Source organism: Parvibaculum sp. (assembly GCF_046297875.1).
In the GTDB taxonomy this organism is placed as follows: Bacteria; Pseudomonadota; Alphaproteobacteria; order Parvibaculales; family Parvibaculaceae; genus Parvibaculum.
In genome coordinates, this window is sequence record NZ_JBKBHD010000002.1 from 95,091 (window position 1) to 113,382 (window position 18,292).

General features: G+C 62.8%; 15 protein-coding genes. 5 read left to right on the forward strand and 10 right to left on the reverse strand.

The features are described 5' to 3' along the window. Window positions 1-2 precede the first annotated feature (2 nt). From ACK4FH_RS15020 to ccmI, 4 genes are all read right to left on the reverse strand, one after another. Window positions 3-1,985, reverse strand: a complete 1,983-nt coding sequence (locus ACK4FH_RS15020) for a heme lyase CcmF/NrfE family subunit (RefSeq protein WP_409815534.1) — start codon at window positions 1,983-1,985, stop codon at window positions 3-5. Next, the gene (ccmE, locus tag ACK4FH_RS15025; RefSeq protein ID WP_409815535.1) at window positions 1,982-2,464 is read right to left on the reverse strand and encodes a cytochrome c maturation protein CcmE; all 483 of its coding nucleotides are present in this window, start codon (window positions 2,462-2,464) and stop codon (window positions 1,982-1,984) included. The genes ACK4FH_RS15020 and ccmE overlap by 4 nt, the downstream gene beginning before the upstream one ends. A 119-nt stretch (window positions 2,465-2,583) precedes the next feature. Beyond that, window positions 2,584-3,516 carry a chitosanase gene (locus ACK4FH_RS15030; RefSeq protein ID WP_409815538.1) on the reverse strand — a complete coding sequence of 311 codons (933 nt, stop codon included), beginning with the start codon at window positions 3,514-3,516 and terminating at the stop codon, window positions 2,584-2,586. A gap of 31 nt (window positions 3,517-3,547) precedes the next feature. Further along, window positions 3,548-4,651, reverse strand: coding sequence for a c-type cytochrome biogenesis protein CcmI (gene ccmI, locus ACK4FH_RS15035; protein ID WP_409815541.1), 1,104 nt, complete (start codon window positions 4,649-4,651; stop codon window positions 3,548-3,550). Window positions 4,652-4,805: 154 nt separating this feature from the next. On the opposite strand from ccmI, the gene ACK4FH_RS15040 reads away from it, so the two are divergent. Beyond that, window positions 4,806-6,965 (forward strand): acylase, encoded by a 2,160-nt coding sequence (locus tag ACK4FH_RS15040; RefSeq protein ID WP_409815544.1) that lies wholly within the window; start codon window positions 4,806-4,808, stop codon window positions 6,963-6,965. Between the two features lie 3 nt (window positions 6,966-6,968). Here ACK4FH_RS15040 and ACK4FH_RS15045 read toward each other — a convergent pair whose 3' ends face one another. Next, window positions 6,969-8,825 carry an ATP-binding protein gene (locus ACK4FH_RS15045; protein ID WP_409815546.1) on the reverse strand — a complete coding sequence of 619 codons (1,857 nt, stop codon included), beginning with the start codon at window positions 8,823-8,825 and terminating at the stop codon, window positions 6,969-6,971. 188 nt (window positions 8,826-9,013) lie between these two features. On the opposite strand from ACK4FH_RS15045, the gene ACK4FH_RS15050 reads away from it, so the two are divergent. Together ACK4FH_RS15050 and ACK4FH_RS15055 are read left to right on the forward strand one after the other, a co-directional pair. Next, the gene (locus ACK4FH_RS15050) at window positions 9,014-10,237 is read left to right on the forward strand and encodes a CaiB/BaiF CoA transferase family protein (protein ID WP_409815548.1); all 1,224 of its coding nucleotides are present in this window, start codon (window positions 9,014-9,016) and stop codon (window positions 10,235-10,237) included. A gap of 3 nt (window positions 10,238-10,240) precedes the next feature. Further along, entirely contained in the window at window positions 10,241-11,266 is a 1,026-nt protein-coding gene (locus ACK4FH_RS15055) for a D-cysteine desulfhydrase family protein (RefSeq protein WP_409815550.1), read from the forward strand. Window positions 11,267-11,271: 5 nt separating this feature from the next. Here the strand turns inward: ACK4FH_RS15055 and ACK4FH_RS15060 are convergent, their stop codons facing one another. Next, window positions 11,272-12,693 carry a hypothetical protein gene (locus ACK4FH_RS15060; RefSeq protein WP_409815551.1) on the reverse strand — a complete coding sequence of 474 codons (1,422 nt, stop codon included), beginning with the start codon at window positions 12,691-12,693 and terminating at the stop codon, window positions 11,272-11,274. Window positions 12,694-12,977: 284 nt separating this feature from the next. On the opposite strand from ACK4FH_RS15060, the gene ACK4FH_RS15065 reads away from it, so the two are divergent. Then, entirely contained in the window at window positions 12,978-13,184 is a 207-nt protein-coding gene (locus tag ACK4FH_RS15065; protein ID WP_409672473.1) for a cold-shock protein, read from the forward strand. A gap of 129 nt (window positions 13,185-13,313) precedes the next feature. Beyond that, a complete protein-coding gene (locus tag ACK4FH_RS15070) occupies window positions 13,314-14,675 on the forward strand; it encodes a YihY/virulence factor BrkB family protein (RefSeq protein ID WP_409815554.1) in 1,362 nt (453 codons plus the stop codon). A gap of 602 nt (window positions 14,676-15,277) precedes the next feature. On the opposite strand, the gene ACK4FH_RS15075 is transcribed toward ACK4FH_RS15070, so the two are convergent. The 4 genes from ACK4FH_RS15075 to ACK4FH_RS15090 all read right to left on the reverse strand — a co-directional run bounded on the left by ACK4FH_RS15075 (window position 15,278) and on the right by ACK4FH_RS15090 (window position 18,256). Continuing rightward, window positions 15,278-15,757, reverse strand: coding sequence for an RT0821/Lpp0805 family surface protein (locus ACK4FH_RS15075; protein ID WP_409815557.1), 480 nt, complete (start codon window positions 15,755-15,757; stop codon window positions 15,278-15,280). Window positions 15,758-15,879: 122 nt separating this feature from the next. Then, window positions 15,880-17,259, reverse strand: coding sequence for an ATP-binding protein (locus ACK4FH_RS15080; protein ID WP_409815560.1), 1,380 nt, complete (start codon window positions 17,257-17,259; stop codon window positions 15,880-15,882). Further along, entirely contained in the window at window positions 17,249-17,920 is a 672-nt protein-coding gene (locus tag ACK4FH_RS15085) for a response regulator (RefSeq protein ID WP_409815563.1), read from the reverse strand. The genes ACK4FH_RS15080 and ACK4FH_RS15085 overlap by 11 nt, the downstream gene beginning before the upstream one ends. Window positions 17,921-17,938: 18 nt before the next feature. Then, window positions 17,939-18,256 (reverse strand): PepSY domain-containing protein, encoded by a 318-nt coding sequence (locus tag ACK4FH_RS15090; protein WP_409815566.1) that lies wholly within the window; start codon window positions 18,254-18,256, stop codon window positions 17,939-17,941. Window positions 18,257-18,292: the final 36 nt, after the last annotated feature.

Genomic DNA, 18,292 nt, shown 5'->3' on the forward strand with positions numbered 1-18,292 from the left:
CCCTACTCCGCCGCCGCGGGCACGAGCCGCTGGCGCGCACCGGTTGGCGCGCCGACGCGAAGCCTTCGGTCCATCAGCGAAAAGACGCCGCCCATGGCCATAATGCAACCGCCGATCCAGATCAGCGGCGCCAGATTGTTGTGATAGGCGCGCAGCACCCATTTGCCGTCGCCGGCCTGCTCGCCAAGCACGACATAGAGATCGGAAATGCCGTTGGTGCGAATGGCCGGTTCCGTCTTTTCCTGACGCTCGGCGGAAAAGCGGCGCTTCTCCGGCGTGAGCACGCCCAGATCGCGGCTATCGCGCGCGACGCGCACGACGCCGACCATCGCATCGAAGTTAGGCCCGTCGCGGAGTGCGACACCTTCAAGCGTCAGCGTGTAGCCGCCGATCTCCGCGCTCTCGCCCGGCGCGACCGAGGTGATGAGTTCCTCGCTCCACGCCGTAACGCCAATGATGCCGGCAAGGCAGATGCCGAGGCCGCCATGCGCAAGCGCCGTGCCCCAGGCGGCGCGCGGCAGACGGCGCGCGCGGCCCATGCTTTCGCCAAGTGATGTCGAGAACAGCTTGATACGGAGCGCGATTTCCGACAGCGCGCCTGCAACGAGCCACACGGCAAGCGCCATGCCGAAAGGCGCGAGGAACGGCCCGTCGTAAAAGAAAGCGAAGGAGGCAAGCAAAGTGACGAAGGCAAGGCCTGCCGCGATGTAAAGACGCTCCGCGGCGGCTGCAATATCGGCACGTTTCCAGCCAAGCAACGGGCCGAACGGCACAAGGAGAAACAGCAGCACGAAGATCGGCGCAAATGTGTAGTTGAAGAAGGGCGGCCCCACTGTAATCTTCGCGCCGGTCAGCGCGTCGAGGAACAACGGATAGAGCGTACCGATGAAGACCGACGCCGTTGCCGCCGCAAGCAGCATATTGTTTACCAGCAGCGCGCCTTCGCGGCTGACCGGCGCGAAAATGCCGCCGGTCTTCAGCAGCGGCGCGCGCCAGGCATAAAGCGCGAGCGAGCCGCCAACGAAGAAGATCAGAATGCCGAGAATGACGCTGCCGCGCGCGGGGTCGACGGCGAAGGCATGAACCGAGGTCAGCACACCAGAGCGCACGAGGAAGGTGCCGAGCAACGACAGCGAGAAGGCGAGGATTGCCAGCAATATCGTCCAGCTTTTCAGCGCGCCGCGCTTTTCGGCGACGATGGCCGAATGCAGCAGCGCCGTGCCCGCGATCCACGGCATGAGCGACGCATTTTCTACCGGGTCCCAGAACCAGAAACCGCCCCAGCCGAGCGTGTAGTAAGCCCACCATGAACCCATCGCTATGCCGATGGTGAGCGAGAGCCAGGCCATCAGCGTCCAGGGCCGGACCCATCGAGCCCAGCTCGCATCGACGCGGCCTTCGATAAGGGCCGCGACCGCAAATGAGAAGGTCATCGAGAAGCCGACATAGCCCGCATAGAGCCAGGGCGGATGGAAGGCGAGCGCGCGGTCCTGCAGGAGCGGATTGAGACCCGTGCCTTCGAAGGGCGCCGGATCGAGGCGGGCAAAGGGGTTCGAGGTGAAGACGACGAAGAGAATGAAAGCAAGCGCGATCGATGCCTGCACGGCGAGGACGCGCGCGCGCAGCGTGTCCGGCAAGTTCTTGCCGAAGAAGGCGACCATCGCGCCAAACAGCGCGAGGATCAGCACCCAGAGCAGCATCGAGCCTTCGTGGTTGCCCCAGACGCCACTGATCTTGAAAATCATCGGCTTCATGGAATGCGAGTGGTCATAGACGAGCTTCACGGAGAAGTCGGAGACGACGAAGGCCCAGGTGAGCGCGCCGAAGGAAAAGGCGATCAGCGCGAGCTGCAGGATCGCAGCCGGCTCACCGACCCGCATGAGCTGCGCATCGCGGCGATGCGCGCCGATGGCCGGCACGATCGTCTGCACAATCGAGACGGCAAGCGCGAGGATCAGCGCAAAATGGCCAAGCTCGACGATCATGGATAGGCGCCCTGACCGTAGGTTTCGGAATGGGGCGCTTCGGCGCCCTCGCCCTGCCACTGGCCGGAGCGCTTCAGCGCATCGGCAACTTCGGGTGGCATGTAATATTCATCGTGCTTCGCCAGCACATTGGTGGCGGTGAAGTTGCCATCCTCGCCGAACGAGCCTTCGGTGACGACGCCCTGCCCTTCGCGGAAGAGATCGGGCAGCACGCCGCGATAGGTGACGGTGACGGTCTCCACAAAATCCGTGACGTTGAAGCGCAGCCTCGCATCGCCGAGATCTTCCAGCGATCCCTGCTCGACAAGTCCGCCAAGCCGGATGCGCTGGCCGGGCTCAACGCCGCGTTCCACGACATCGCTGGGGCTATAGAAGAAAACGATGTTGTCGCGCATCGCAAAGAGCATCAGGCCCACGGCAAGGCCGAGAATGCCAAGGCTGACGGCGATGAATGTGGCGCGGCGCTGCTTGCGCGTCATGTCGGTTCCGTTCCTCTTTCGGCCGGGACAGGCCAGCGTTTCGAGATATAGCCCGGGGGCCCCACCCGGCCAAACCGCTAAATCGTCGCGGCTCTGCCGATTTTTTCCCGGAATCGGCGTCAAATTCCCAGCATCAGCCTTGTTGCCGGGCCGGCGATACCGTCATCCACAAGGCCATAGTCGCGCTGGAAGGATTTGAGGGCCGTTTCCAGCCCGGCATCGAAGACGCCATCCTGATTGATCGCATAGCCTTCTTTCGCCAGCGCCGCCTCCAGCGCGCGGACGTCGTTTCCGGTCATTGGCGGATTGGTGAGGCGGAGATTTCGCGTTGCCGCATCGATGGCTGAAGCCATCACCGGCGGCCGTATGCCCAGCACATCGGCATCGACCCTGACGCCACGCACTACCATCGGCAGGTCGAGCTTCCAGTTACCCGCCGCGACGAGCGCCTTCAGCGTGTCCATGCGATAGACGGTTTTCCGCAGCAGCGTGTTCGAGTGATTGGCAAGCCAGTCGCGCCGCATATTGAGATAGGCGGCCGCCCATTTTCGCTCGCCTGCGCGCGCGGCGTCGCCCATCCTGGCGATGGTGCGGTCGCGCATGGCGACCCATGAGCCATGCACAACGCTGTCATAGACGATGGCGACGGAGAGCGGCTCGGAGAGACCGGCGCGCGTAGCCGCGGCAACGGCGGGCGTCCAGAAAACCCGGTCGAAAAAGGCGTCCTGCGTTTCCCGCATCACAGGATCGCCGCCCGCCTCCTTCAGCAGGCTGCGAAAGGTCCAGTCGGTATCGAGGCGGAGGTCGATATCGGCAAGGCGCGGCAGATAGTGCCTGAGTGCCCGCGCACAAAGCGCGCCCGGCGCATCGCAATAGGCCTTGATGAGCAGGTAGAGATTGCCGCTGCCGAGGGTCGTCTGCGCACGGCCATAGGTCAGGTGGCCGCTATCGCCTGTGAGGAGCGTGACCCGCGCATAATCGCCGCGCGCTGAGCCCGTTTCGAAAATATTGACGATGGCTTTCGCCGTTTCCTTCTGAAGATCGCTCAGCATGTGCCCTGCCTCCTGTCGAGTCAGGCACATTCTAGCGCGGCGCTGTTGACCCCGGGGATAAGTTGTCGAGCCGGGCCAGCGCTTCGGCATCATCCGCGAAGGTTTTCCGCGCCGTTTCGAGCGCCTCGAGAGCCTTTTCGCGGTCCTGCAGCACATCGTAGGAACGGACAAGGCGGATCCAGCCTTCGATGTCATTCGGTTCTTCGGCAAGCCGCGCGGCGAGCCCTTCGACCATGCCGCGAATCATAGGCTCGTCCTCAGGCGCTATGGCGGCCCGCCCCTCGACCGCGTCGATCCGTCCGCGGATCGCGGGCGCCCAGGGCGCATCTGCGGGGGCGGAAGCCAGAAGCGCCTTCCAGCGTGTCAATGCCGCCTCGCGATTGCCCTCGTCGAGCTCCGCCAGCCCCAGCAGATATTGTGCGCGCGGTTCCATCGGTTCGAGCTCGATCGCCTTTTCGAGATCGGCCTTCGCGCCCGCGCCAACAGTTCCCTCATTCGCCAGCACCCGCGCCTCGCCGCGCGCGGCAAGGCGCTCCGCCGTTACACCGCCTGCAATCATCGCCCGCGTCCAGGCGCGCACGGCTTCCTCATAGCGGCCAAGCATCACATAAGCAGGTGCAATCGTTTCCCAGCCCGCCACATCGTCTGGGTTGTCCTTCAGGCGGCGTTCGACGCGCACGATCAGGCCTTCGACGGGAAGTTCATCGGCGGGCTTGTCGAGCCGCGCCTCGATGGGCTGGCCTTCAAGGCCGGGCGCGCCCTCCCCGAGATAGATAAAGAGCGTCAGCATGGGCAGGCCGAGCGCAAGCGCGACAGCTGCCCCGCGGCGCCAGCGCGGGTCGCTCGGCTTCGTCACGTTGCGCGCGGCTTCGGCCTGCGCCTCGCCTGCGGCAATGAGCCGTCGCGATACCTCGACGCGCGCCGCTTCGGCCTCCGCTTCGCCGATCGTGCCCCGATCGAGATCACGGGCGATTTCGGCGAGCTGGTCGCGATAAATCGCGATTTCGCTCTCGCCCACGTCCTGCGGAACAGACGATGCACCCGCCCGCAAGGGACGGAGCAACAGCCAGAGAACAAGCCCCGTCAGACCCGCGAAAGCGAGGAAGAGCAAAATTTCATTCGCCGAAAGCAGCAAGGGGATCGCCTGTCGCCGGGTTTCGAGATGGCACCTTGTATAGAGGGTATGCCCGCCCGCGCAAAGCGGCGGAGGGACGCAGGCCAAATGCCCGCCCGATTGACGGCGCGGCATCTGCCGCTAGGCTTCGCGCAAACAGAAAGAGGAACGCCGCGTGCTTCGCATTGCCAAAACCGGACTTCTCGGCCTTTTTGCCATCGCATTCACCGTGCTTGCCGTCATCCTTGCCCGCGCGGCCATCGAGGCACCGGTGCCTGCCGATCCCGCGCCGCTTGTCGCACGGGCGGGTGCGTTCGACGTCACGATCAAGCGCGACGAATGGGGCGTGCCGCATGTCTATGGGCCGCGCGACGTCGATGTCGCCTTCGGTATCGGCTTTGCTCATTCCGAAGACGATTTCGCGACCATCCAGGAAGTGCTGATCGCCACGCGGGGGCAGCTTGCCGCCATAAAGGGCGAGCGCGCAGCTGTCAGCGATTTTCTCGTCAACCTCATGGGCATATGGGAAACGGTCGAGACGCGATATGAAAGTGATCTTTCACCGGAAGTTCGCGCCGTGATCGAGGCCTATGCCGATGGCGTGAATTATTTTGCGGCGCTTCATCCCGAAAAGGCCGTTCCGGGCACACCGCCGGCAACGGGCAAGGACATTGCCGCCGGCTTCATGTTCAAGGCTCCTTTCTTCTACGGGCTGGACAAGGCGCTGATCGCCGTTTTCGAAGGCCGCATCGGCGACAGCGAGGGTTTGTCGAAGGAAGGCGTGGATGCCTTCCTGCCCGCAACGACACAGCTTCCGGTTGGCTCCAATGCGGTGGCGGTGAGCCCTGCCCGCTCCGCCGATGGCGCGACGCGCCTGCTCGTCAATTCGCATCAGCCTTTTACCGGGCCTGTTGCCTGGTATGAAGCCGTGCTTCAAAGCGACGAAGGCTGGCATGTCGCGGGCGGATTCTTTCCCGGCTCGCCCTTCATGTTGCACGGTCACAACGCTCATCTCGCCTGGGCGAATACAGTGAACGAGCCCGATCTCATCGACATCTATCGGCTCACCCTCAATCCCGACAATGACAATCAGTATCTGCTCGATGGCAAATGGCGCGACTTCGAGAAGGGCACGGCCACGATCCGCGTCGATCTCTGGGGACCGTTCTGGTGGACGGTTGAGCGCGAGGTATTGCGCTCCGAACATGGCCCGGTTCTGCGTGCGCCGAATGGCGCCTATGCCGTGCGCTATGCCGGGCTCGGAGAAATACGCCAGGTCGAGCAATATTTCGCACTCGACAAGGCACGCAATCTCGCCGAATGGATCGAGGCGATGAAGCTGCAGGCGCTGCCAAGCATCAACTACATATATGCCGACAGGCAGGGCAACATTGCCTACGTGTACAACGCACAACTCCCCGACCGGAAGGAAGGACCGGACTGGTCGGGCGTTCTGCCGGGCGACGATTCCTCGCTGATCTGGAGGGGTTATGTGCCTTTCGAGGAGATGCCCAAAATCTACAATCCGAATTCCGGCTATCTCTACAATGCGAACAACACGCCCTTCCGCGCCACGGCAGCGAACGACAATCTGAAGCCCGCGGATTTCCCTGCGCGCATGGGTATCCAGACCGACATGACGAACCGCGCCATGCGGATCGAGGAGACCTATGGTGCGGATCGTTCGATCACGCGCGATGCCTTCCACGCCTATAAATACGATCTCGCCTATAGTGAGACGTCGCGAATGGCCGAAATCGTTACGGAGATTCTCGCACTTGATGCGGGGGGCGATACGGACATCACCACAGCACAGGACATTTTGCGCGGCTGGAACCGGCACACCGATGCCGCCAATCGCGGCGCAGCGCTTGCCGTCATTGCAGCCGAGCCTATCGTCCGCGCCGAGCTGCGGCGCGAGACGCCACCCGCTACGCTTGATCGGCTGCGCGAGTCTATTGACCATCTCAAGGCCAACTTCGGCCGTCTCGATCCCGAATGGGGCGAAGTCAACCGTTTCCGCCGCGGCGAGGTCGATCTGCCGGTCGATGGCGGGCCGGATATTCTGCGGGCGATATATGGCTTTCCGGTGGAAGACGGCACGCTCACCGCGCGTGGCGGCGATACGCTCATCATGTTCGTCGAATGGGACCGGGCGGGGAACATCCGCTCGGAAAGTATCCATCCCTTCGGGTCGGCAACGCTCGACCGTTCGTCACCCCATTATGCCGATCAGTCGCCGCTGTTCGTCGCCATGCAAACGAAGCCCGTCCGCTTCACACGGGAACAACTCGAGCCATATGTGAAAGAGAGCTATCGCCCGGGTGAACGATAGAAACTAGAGCGCGGCGCGCTCGTCTTCGGCGCTGGAGCCGATCACGCGCGAGAGCGGCAGGTCGATATGGACTGCTGTTCCCTCGCCGAGCTTGCTCTCGATCCGGAGCTCGCCGCCATGAAGCTCCGTCAGGTGCTTGGCTAACGGCAGGCCGAGACCCGTGCCTTCATGCGTACGCGACAGCGAACCGTCGAGCTGGGTAAAGGGCGTCAGCGCGCGGGGAATGTCTTCGGGCGCAATGCCGCTGCCTACATCCACCACCGAAATCCGCAGGCAGTCGGGCCTGATCTGGGATTCGATCCGCACCAGGCTGCCGTCCGGGCTGAACTTGACCGCATTCGAGACCAGGTTGATCAGCACCTGCTTCAGCGCGCGCTCATCCGCGACAAGCGCGATGGGTGGTTGGGGCAATGACAGTTCGATTTCAATATTCGACTGCTGTGCCCTGTGGCGCACGATGCGTGTGGCAGCGCAGATGACGTGATTGAGGTCCGTGTCGTCCTCATGCAGTTTGAAGTGCCCGGCCTCGATTTTCGAAAGATCGAGAATGTCGTTGATGAGGCTCAGCAGGTGTACGCCGCTGTCATGAATGTCCTCGGCATATTCGCGGTAGCGCGGGCTGCCAATGGGACCAAAGAGTTCGCGTTCCAGCGCCTCGGAAAAACCGATGATCGCATTGAGCGGGGTACGAAGTTCGTGGCTCATATTGGCGAGGAATTCCGATTTCGAACGGCTTGCAGCCGTCGCCTGGTCGCGGGCGTCGCGCAGCGCTTCCGCTTCCTTGCGTTTGGCCGTGATGTCCTGCATGCCGATGAGCAAGGCGCGCCGGCCTTGGAAATGGGCGCTTGCCGCCGAGACGAGCACATGGATGCCGATACCGTCCTTCCGCTTCATGCGAAATTCGACCGGCGTACCTATTCGGCTGCTTGCCAGCAGCACCTCGATGCGGGCGGGTAAATCCTCCTCGTCGAAGAGCGAGCGCACGTCGATGCCCGCACCATCTTCCTCGGACAGGCCGAAGAGATTGAGTGCCGCCATATTGGCCTGCATGACGCGGTAGCTCGCCGGCTCGACAAGCGCAATGGGTGTCGGCGCGGCATGGAAGATGCTCTGAAAGCTCTCCTCCGTATTGCGGACGTTCGCTTCCGCCTCCTCCCGGCTCTCCACTTCCTGCTTCAGCCGGTCGTAGAGTTCCTGCTGGCGCATCAATGTGAGAAAGCCATCGCGACGCAGGCGATTTGCCGCGCGCACCATTTCGATGCCGATGGCATTCACCACCGCGAAGAGAAGGCATATCTGCAGCAATGTAAATGTGTCGACCTCCGTCAGCGATGGCGCGATAACGGCAAAGCCGACGCAGAGCGCAGACGACAGGGCGACATTTGCGGTAAGCCGCGTCGGCACACCGATGTAGAAGGCAAAGAGAATTACAACAATACTGAGAAGCGCCGCGGCGAAATTCACTTCGCCAATATACAGCGAGACAGGCGACACGACGACAACGCAAAGCTGTGTCGCGAAGGCGCAGAGCGTAAAGCCGCGCTGCTTGTCCGCCGACGTAAAAACCTTGAGCGCTAGCGTGATGGCGGCGAGTGCTCCCAGGCGGCCGAGCAGCAGGCCGGCGAAAGCCCAACCCAGGCCAAGCGCCATAAAGTCGAACGCTGCCCAGGCAACGAAAATGTAGACGGCGATGAGAACGGCATTGAGCCGCGAGCGGATCTCATCCCAGCTCGCGCGAACATAGCTGTCCTCGAGCTGCGCATCGGCAAACTCTCCGGTCCAGCGATATGCATGCGTCCCTGCAGGCGTTTGCGGCGTTTCATGCAGCAATGCCCCGACCGCGTCTTGCGATCCCCTCACCCAGCCTCCGAACTGCGCTTCCGCGCTTCTCCCGTTCCCCGAGCGGGCCAAGACTACGGGGCAAAGCCTAAATAAAATGCAAAATTTGTATTGCAGGCTTTCTCGACATGACGACACCGCCTATCGTTTGCCTGCCTGTCCGGCGTATCAAAACGAGACAGGATAAATAATCTCGGGAGACTGATGACATGACGGATCAAGGCGGCGCATCCAAAGGCATTCTGACGGGCATTCGCGTCCTCGATTTTGGCCGCTACATCGCCGGGCCCTATTGCGCGGCGCTGCTGGGCGACATGGGCGCCGATGTCATTCGTATCGAGAAGCGCGAGGGCAGCGAGGACCGCTTCGTTCAGCCAATCGTACCGGGCGCTGCCTCCGGCGAAGGCGGCGAAGGTGCGATGTTCCTTCAGATGAACCGCAACAAGCGCGGCCTCACCCTCGATCCCATGACGGAGACCGGCCGCAAGATCGTCCGCCGCCTCGTCGCGACGGCCGATGTCGTCGTCGCCAATCTGCCGCCTTCGACCTTGAAGGCGATGGGCCTCGACTATGAAAGTCTGGTGGAGGCAAAGCCCGACATCATCCTCACGACCGTTTCCGCCTTCGGACATGGCGGGCCCTACAGCGAGCGCACCGGCTTTGACGGCGTGGCGCAGTCGATGGTGGGCGCCGCCTACCTCACCGGCCATCCGGAAGAGCCGGTAAAGAGCTATGCCCCCTGGGTCGATTTCGGCACGGCATCGCTTTCCGCCTTCGGCACGATGGCCGCGCTGATGGAACGGGCGCGCTCCGGCCGGGGCCAGGTTGTCGAGGGCTCTCTGCTTTCCACGGCTCTCGCCTATTTCAATTTCCATTTGATCGAACAGCAGCTTCGCCAGACAAACCGTGTCGCCATCGGCAACCGCTCGCCCTACGCGGGTCCGGCAGATATCGTTCGCACAAAGGATGGCTGGATTCTGGTGCAGGTGATCGGCATGCCGCTCTTCAAGCGCTGGGCAAAGCTCATGGGCGAGGATCACTGGCTCTCCGATCCGCGTTTCAAGGACGATCTTTCGCGCGGCGACCATGGCGAAATCCTTTCCGAACGCACGGCGCGCTGGGCGGCGGAACGGACGAGCGAGGAAGCGCTGGCTGAACTCGAAAAGGCGCGCATTCCGGGGGGGCCCATCTATTCGCCGCAACAGGCACTAGACGATCCGCATATCAAGGCGATGAATTTTCTGAAGCCGGTCGATTTTCCCGGCCTTCCCGGTCCCGCCCCGATCATGGAAACGCCGCTGCGCCTCTCCCGTTCGCCCGGCACATTGCGCGAGCGTGCGCCAGTACTCGGCGAGCACACGGAGGCCATCCTTGGCGAGCTGGGGTATTCGGCCGCCGAGATAGCAGCCTTCCGCGATGAGGGGATTATCTGATCCATGCCGATTTCGCTCGACACATTTGCGCGCTTTCCGCTGGCTCACCTGCCAACGCCGCTTGTGGAAATGAAACGGTTGCGCGAGGCGCTGTCGCGTGAGACGGGGCACAAGTTCCCGCGCCTTTTCATCAAGCGGGACGACTGCACCGGGCTTGCCGGCGGCGGCAACAAGACGCGCAAACTCGAATTCCTGATCGGCGAGGCGATCGCGGGCGGTGCCGACACCGTGGTCACGACAGGTGCCGTCCAGTCGAACCATGCGCGCCAGACGGCCGCCGCCGCCGCCGCGGCAGGGCTCGCTTCGGTCCTCGTACTGTTCGACACGGTGCCCTATCAGGGCCGCTCCTACCGCCGCTCGGGCAATCTGCTGCTCGATGCGGTGCTGGGCGCGGAAGTGCGGATCGTGCCGGGCGATGCCGATGCCGGTGCGGTCTTTGCCGGCGTGATGGACGAACTCAGGGCCGCGGGACGCACACCCTATTTTGTGCCGGTCGGCGGATCGAGCGCCGTCGGATCGCTGGGCTACGCGGCGGCCTATCACGAACTTGCCATACAGCTAGAGGATGCAGGCATTGGCGATGCAGCGCTCATTCATGCCTCATCGAGCGGCGGCACCCAGGCCGGGCTCATCGCAGGCGCCTGCCATCGCGGTCGCGGACCGGAAATACGGGCGGTCAATGTCTACCGTGCGGACCCCGATCACATGGCGCAGGGCATTCATGCGCTGGCCTGCAAGACGGCGGCGCTGATCGAAGCGCCAGCGCCCGCGCCGGGCGCGGTGGTGCTCGACAGCGACCAACTTGGCGAACGGTACGGGCTACCGACCGACGCCATGCGCCGCGCAGTCGAGCTTGTCGCACGGACGGAAGGCGTCTTGCTCGATCCGGTCTATACCGGCAAGGGCATGGCGGGCTTCATCGCACAACTGCTCGCGGGTGTGTATTCGCAGCGCGACGCCGCTATCTTCCTGCATACAGGTGGAATGCCAGGCCTTTTCGCCTATGAGGAGGAATTCGTCGCCTCGTGACGCGGTCAGCCGCGAGCGGCAACCTGACCCCGGCGGCGCAAGACTTCGGCCTGCTTGTCTTCGCCGAGGGCTCCACGGAAATCCGCGGCCACTTCGATGAATTCTTCCGCATTCGAACGCGCGACCCCCTTGGCGATCCGCAGTTCCTCGAGAAGCCTGTCTTCGTAGGACGACAGATAGGTCTCGATCTGCTGGCGGATGCTGCGGCTGTGGCTTTGTACGCCAACGGACTCGCAAATCGTCGACAGACCGTTGACGAAGCGCAAGCAGCTCATCATGCGTTCGATGCGTGCCCGGTCCGGTGCCTTCGCCACATCAGGTTTCATGGGGCCGCCGCGTCCATATTGTCCGATCTGGTGAAAGGGTAGCGCGCGGACAAGTTCTGTTTCGAAGCGCGATATTTCCTGGGAGACCGCGGCCGAGACACGGCCGCGCGCCGCGAGAAGACGCTGACCCCACTCACCGTTGCGGCGCAGGTCGATTTCGGCAGTGACGCCCTTCGACAGATGTGCGAAGCGGCGAATATCGAGCAGCATGGCCTCAAGATCGGAGTGACCGGGGCGCTGCGTGTCGACGCGCCGTGCAATGTCTTCCATCTCGGCAAGAAGAACCTCGCCGAACACGGCCAGCTCGCATCGGCTGATCATCATGTCGTTGCGCTGATGCGCGATCTTGCGCACGAAACGGAGGATCTGTGAGGGCTCCGCCAGTCGGCGCATCACCATGAACGGCAGATAGATAGCTTCGTCCGGCGCGTACTCATGTGTCTCGTCGTAGACGTGCTTGAGCGCCGTCACCATTTCTTCACTGAAGTTCAGGATCGGCTTCGGCAGTTCGGCCTGCAGCTTCAGCATGGCCGGCGCAATGGAGAGGATGGCGCCGATTTCGCGCGCATCCTCAAGGCCGCCTTCGCCGCCGATACGCCTTTCGAGTTGCTTGCGTTTTTCGGGGTTGCCCCGCGCTTCCTCGATCGCCGCGAGGATCGCCTTGGCGGCGGAAGCATGCAGCACCGAAACCGCCGCTTCCAGCGCCGGCTGGTCGTTCTTCAGGGTGTGGTCGGCGATCCGCTCCTTCAGATCGGGAAGCGCATCAGGCAGTAATTCCTCGCCAAGCCACTCCCAGACGCGGACCATGGTGCTGCGCGAAATGGCGCCCTGGCTGCGGCCGTCGTCGTCGCCATTCACCAGCAAATCCTCGAACGGATTGCAGAACTGGCGAAGCGCATCCGGCATTCCCGGACGCTCGCCGCGCAGACCCGCGAGCAGCGGACGGAGGCCAGAGAGGATCATTTCATAAGGCAGGCCAGTCGTGCCGCGCAGCTTTTCGCGCTCCAGACCCGAGGCGAGCTTGATGACAGCAGGCGGCGGCAACTGCGCCAGATAGATGGCGAGTTTCTGTCGGATCGAGGCTTGCGGTTCGGTCGTCATCCCAACTCCGGCGCAATGGAGCCCGCTGGCATCGCGGCCGTATTTGCGGCAGCGGGCGGCCTTGGCGGTTTCCCTTCCCTGCCCAAGCTAGCCAGCCGTGCTTAATATTTGGTTCCGCAGGCGGAAACCCGCCGGATTTGTCCGTAAACCAGCCGTTAATTCCGCTTGCCGGGACCGCTATTTTCGATATGCCACAATAAATTTCGGTGATAGCGTTTTTAGCCGGATGGCAGCGTTCATGCTGGTATCCGTTCTTTATCTCTACACGAGGCATTCAAGTCACTATGGCTAGCGGAGTCGTGAAGTGGTTCAACGCCACTAAGGGTTATGGGTTCATCGCGCCGTCAGATGGCGGAAAGGACGTCTTCGTCCATATCTCGGCTGTCGAGCGCGCTGGCCAGAAATCCCTGCAGGAGGGTCAGCAGATCCAGTATGAACTGGTCGAGGGGCGCAATGGCCGCTTCTCCGCCGAAAATCTGGTTCTCGGCTAAAACCGGCATCGGGCGGATCGGGCGCGCACCCGTATTCGAGACAATCAGGGCCCTCCACCTTCGGGCGGAGGGCCTTTCCATTTCCAACTGTGGCTGGCCGAAGCCCCTTCTGCCGATTAGCATAGGCCCATGTTCGGCTCCAATTCCTTTCTAGAACGCGCCCATGCTCTCATCTGGGAGCCCGTCATCGACGAATTGCCATTCTGGCAACGGGCGCTTTACCTCTCTGCGCGCATCGGATGGGCCGTTGTTCGCGATTTGCTCGGCGGCACACTCAGCCTCCGGGCGATGAGCCTCGTCTACACGACGCTGCTTTCCATCGTGCCTGCGCTTGCGATCGGCTTCGCCATCTTCCGCGCCTTTGGCTTCGACGCCTATCTCGAAACCATGGTCGCAGACTTCCTCACGCCGCTCGGCGACGAGGGCGCGGCGATCACGCAGCAGATGATGGAATTCGTACAGCGCGTGAATGCGAATATTCTCGGTACGATCGGCTTCTTCTTCCTGCTCTATACGGTGATCTCGCTCATCAACAAGGTGGAAGCCGCCTTCAACGTGATCTGGCGCGTCGAGGCGAGCCGCTCCTTCGCGCGGCAATTCACCGAAATCATCAGCATGAGCGTCCTCGGGCCGCTGCTCGTGCTTTCCGTTTTCGGCATCATGGCGGGCGCACTGTCGAATTCCTATTTCGGTTCGCTGGCGGAATATGAAGCCGTGCGCTATGCGCTCGAGCAGTCAAGCCGCCTGCTGCCTTACGCGGTGCTGATCGGCGCCTTTGGCTTCATCTATGTGATGATACCGAACACGCGCGTAACACTGGCCGCTGCGGCCGTGGGCGCCACGGTAGCCGGTATCGCCTGGGGTGCTGCGGGCTGGACCTTTGCGACCTTCGTCGTGAAATCCGCTCAATATGTCGCGATCTATTCGGCCTTCGCCACCCTCGTCTTCTTCATGATCTGGCTTTATGCGGCCTGGCTCATTCTGCTGGGCGGCTGCGCCATCGCTTTCTACTACCAGAACAGGGCCTATCTCTCGCCCTATGCCGGGGTGAGCCTTCTCGCGCTGCGCCAGCTTGACCGCATGTCGGTGCAGGCGCTGCTGCTCATTCATGAAGCCTTCGAAAAGGGCCAGACCCCATGGACGGCAGAAACACTCGCGAAGCGCCTTCATGTGCCGATGGAGGCGATGAGCGAGATTTCGGGCGCACTCTCGAAAGCGGGGCTCGTCACTTATTCGACAGGAACGCCAAGCCGCTTCGTGCCCGGCCGTCCGGCCGGCAAGACGGCCATATCGGATGTATTTGCGGCAACCCGGTCATATCGCTATGACCGGAGCGTGATGGACGACACGCTTGCTCATGAACCGCGCGTCGAAGCCTTTTTCGAGAAGCTCGCCGAGCAGGAAGCCTCGCTCGCCGAGCCCGTCACCATCGCCTCGCTGATGGAGCGGAGCGAGGAAGAAACGGCCACCACGTCGCCCGCCGGGGATTGATTCGCGCGCTTCGTCTCCCGCATGCCTCACCGCACCGGTTTCCGGCCAGTCCCGAGTCTCCGATCTGTATCTGCAATCGGCTCGAAAAGCGCACAATCGTGCGGGATGCGAACACCCGATGCAGTAGGCATCGATCTTTCACATACATTTCCTTGACGTGAGCGGCGCGCGGATTCACGCTCAAGTTCCTAGGTTCAACATTTGAAAGGAGGTGATCCGATGTCTAACGGTCTGGTGACACCGTTTGCCATCGCCAAAGTTTCGATCTCGACAGAGGGTCGTGTGGCGAGGCAGGTATGGTCGGATACTTCCAGGGACCTTCCTGTCTGAGCCTTAACCTATTTCGCCGCGCGGGCATGCCGCGCGCGGTGACTCTGCGGATGAAACGGATTGGTGCAAACGGGGCGGTCCCGTAAAACACATAATGGCGACCGCGTCGCTGCCGTTCCGAACTGGCCGCCGCCTTCCAACGGGAAAGCGGCGGCCTTTTCACGTCGACCGGCTAGAAAAAGTGGCCTCACCCAGGCGCTGGTCGGGGGACGGATTTCACCAGGGGTGAGGCCGAACGGCCTTTTGGGCCGTTCATCTCGTAAGGCGTGAACTCAGTTCACGATCTGCCAGCTTCCGTCCGGCTGGCGGCAGGCGGTGCCATAGGCGTTCTGCGGCTGGCCGCCGATATAGACGGTCTGGGAATATTCGCGACAGTAGGACCCTGCGGTCTGGTAGGAACGGCCGGGCTCGACATAGCCGTAATTGCCGCTCTGCGGGTTGTGCCAGCGCTGCGGCTGGCCCGTCTGGAAGGCGCCATAGGACGCCTGCTGCAGATAGGCCTGATCGGCGCGGTCGAGGCTGCGGCCGATATTGTTGCCAACCAGCGCGCCGACAAGGACGCCCGCGCCCGTCGCCCAGAGGCGGCCCGAGCCCGAGCCGATCTGCGAGCCGGCAAGACCGCCGGCCACCGCACCGGCGACAGTGCCGATGCCCTGTTTCGGGCCGCCGCTATAACCGTAGGGGTTGCCGGTCTGGCAGCCCGCGAGCGCAACGGCAAGAGCGCCGACAAGAAGTGCTGATTTGATCTTCATGACACGTACCCCGTTTCCCAGTGGGTGATCCGATGGTCATGAAGATAGGCAATCGCCCTTGAGCGAGGCCTGAATGCGCCGTTCATATGGCGTTCAGCCAGAATGGCGGGAAAGGCCGGTTTTCAGGCAGTGGTGGCCGATGCGGGCAAGTAAAGCGCTGCCTTGAGACCGCCAAGCGAAGAAGATTCGAGTTTCAGATCGCCGCCGTAGAGTTCTGCGATCTCGGTCACAATCGACAGGCCGAGGCCGGAGCCCGGCTTCGATTCATCGAGCCGCGCACCGCGCTTGAGCACCGTCTTGCGCGCCTCTTCCGGCAGGCCCGGCCCGTCATCTTCGACCGTCACCAGCAGATAGGGCCGGTTGCGCCTTTCAATGCCCGCCGCCGTCACGGTAAGGCGCACTTCTTCAGATGCCCATTTGCAGGCATTGTCGAGCAGGTTGCCCACCACTTCCTCGAGATCCTGCGCTTCGCCGCGGAAGCCCGCCTCGTCCGGGCAGTCCACCTCGATCGACACGCCGCGTTCGGCATGGATGCGTTCCAGCGCATTGGCGAGGCGAAGGAGAACCGGCTTCACCGGCGTATTGGCGCCAAGCACATTGGCGGATGCAGCCATGCGCGCACGGGCGAGGTGCCTGTCGATCTGTTCGCGCATCTGCATTGTGGTCCGTCGCACAGTCTCGCCGAAAGGTCCGTCATGGCTGCGTGCCTCGTTGGTCAGCACACTGAGCGGTGTTTTCAGCGCATGGGCGAGATTGCCGACATGGGTTCGCGCCCGCTCCAGCACTTCGCGATTGCCTTCGAGCAGCCCGTTCAATTCCTCCGCCAGCGGTTCGATTTCGAGCGGAAACTCCCCCTCAAGCCGTGTCGCGCGGCCACTTCTGATTTCGGACAGCGCCTTGCGCACGCGCTCAAGCGGGCGCAGGCCGAAGCGCACCTGAATGAGCAGCGCGACAAGGAGCCCAAAGCCCATCGCCGCCATGGAGCCGAATACCCAGGTATTGAAGCTCTGGATTTCCTCGTTCATTTCCGAACGGTCGGCGGCCACGGCGAAGGAAACCGGCACGTCATAGCCCGGCAGCGTCACGCGGCGCTCGACGACGCGCAGAGGCTGATTTTCGGGGCCTACCGTATCGAATATCTTGAGGCCAACTTCGTTACGATCGATCCTTTCAGCGTCCGACAGGTCGAGCGACTGATCGAACAGCGAACGCGAGCGCAGCGCCGGCCGCTGGGCGACCGGCCAGATCTGCCAGTACCAGCCGGAATAGGCCAGATCGAAGCGCGTTTCGGAAAGGCCGCGGCCGCGCTCGATTTCACCACGGTCGTTGATTTCGGTTGTGGCGATCAGGCTATGCAGCAGCACGTTGAGGCGGCCGTCGAAGCTGCGTTCAACGGAGCCGCGGAAGATCGCCGAGAGAATGAGGCCGCCCGCGACAAGCGCGATGGCGCTCCAGAGCGCCGCGCCTGCGATCAGGCGGAAGGCAAGGCTGTCACGCCGCATCTTCCGCCGCCGTCAGCCTGTAGCCGAGGCCGCGCACGGTCTCGATCACATCCTTTCCGAGCTTGCGGCGGAGACGCCCGACAAAAACCTCGATGGTGTTGGAATCCCGGTCGAAATCCTGGTCGTAGAGATGCTCGACCAGTTCGGTGCGCGAGATCACGCGGCCTTGATGATGCATCATGTAGGAAAGAAGCCGGTATTCGAGCGAGGTGAGCTTGATGGCGCGGCCATTGACGGTGACGCGCGAGCTTTTCGTGTCGACGCGGACGGAGCCGCATTCGAGTTCGCTGGTCGCGTGGCCGGTGGCCCGGCGGAGCAGCGCCCGCAGGCGCGCCAGAACTTCCTCCATATAGAATGGCTTGGCGACATAATCGTCGGCACCGGCATCGAAGCCTGCCACCTTGTCGCTCCAGCGGTCGCGGGCGGTGAGGATCAGCACGGGCATCACCTTGCCGTCGCGGCGCCACTTTTCAAGCACCGTCACGCCGTCCATTTCCGGGAGCCCGAGGTCCAGTACCACCGCGTCATAGGGCTCGGTGTCGCCGAGAAAATGGCCTTCCTCGCCATCGCTCGCGCTGTCCACCACATAGCCCGCCTCTTCCAGAGCGGAGACGAGTTGGCGGTTGAGATCGGGATCGTCCTCGACGACAAGCAGCCGCATTTTCCTGTTCCCCTGAGCCTAGTTCGCGCCCACGACGCGGCCTGAAGCCGCATCGACGGTCACGACGACGACCCTGTTCTGGGCCGTCATGATCTTCACGTAATAGGCGTTGCCGCCAAAACTCATATCGAGAAACTGGCCCGGATAGCGGGCGAGAGCCGCCTGCTTTGCCTGTCCGGGCGAAATCGCCTGGCCGGAGCGCACGGCATCGCGCGCCCTGTCCTGCTCGGAATGCCACTGGGCAGGCACAAGAAGTTCGTCTGCCCGCGAGGGGCCAACGCCCGCCGCGAGGAAGAAGACGATCGTCAAGGCGATCCATGTGGTTTTCTGCGTCATGCCCCCGTACCTAAGCCATTGACGCTGAACCCGGGA